Source organism: Streptococcus sp. GMD4S, assembly GCF_000296955.1.
In genome coordinates this window covers 1-564 of record NZ_AJRE01000570.1, presented here as the reverse complement: position 1 = coordinate 564, position 564 = coordinate 1, and the positions used below count along the sequence as shown (strand labels likewise).

General features: G+C 45.4%; 1 pseudogene. It reads right to left on the bottom strand.

The features are described 5' to 3' along the window. Positions 1 to 520, bottom strand: a pseudogene (locus tag GMD4S_RS12590) (tRNA uridine-5-carboxymethylaminomethyl(34) synthesis GTPase MnmE); the annotation flags it as partial. Between the last annotated feature and the right edge of the window lie 44 nt (positions 521 to 564).

Below are 564 nucleotides of genomic sequence, written 5' to 3'. Positions count from 1 at the left end.
CAAGTGTATTGAGGATTTCTTGGCGAGTATTATTAATGAGGTCAGAAAGAGAACCGTCCAATTGTTTGACTGCAATATTCATGGCCTTGTCTGTCTTGGCACGGATGATGTCCATCACTGCCTCGGCCTGTGTCAAGTCCACACGACCGTTTAGAAAGGCGCGTTTGGTAAATTCACCAGGTTCTGCCAACCGAGCTCCTTCACGGATAGCTAGTTGGAGAATCTCATTGGTCACCGCAATCCCACCGTGAGTGTTAATCTCGATAATATCCTCACGAGTGAAGGTCTTTGGAGACTTCATAGCTCCAACCATAACTTCGTCCATGACCTTCCCTGTCTGCGGGTCAATAATGTGACCGTAGTTGAGGGTATGGCTTGCAACCTTGCTCAAGTCTTTTCCTTTAAAAATCTTTTGCGCAATGGCAAAGCTATCTGTTCCGCTCAGGCGGACAATACCAATGGCTCCTTCACCTAGTGGAGTAGAGATAGCAGCGATGGTATCAAATTCACGTGTAATCATACTAATTCCTTTTGTATTTCTTTTCTTAGGATAGGTATCCAAGC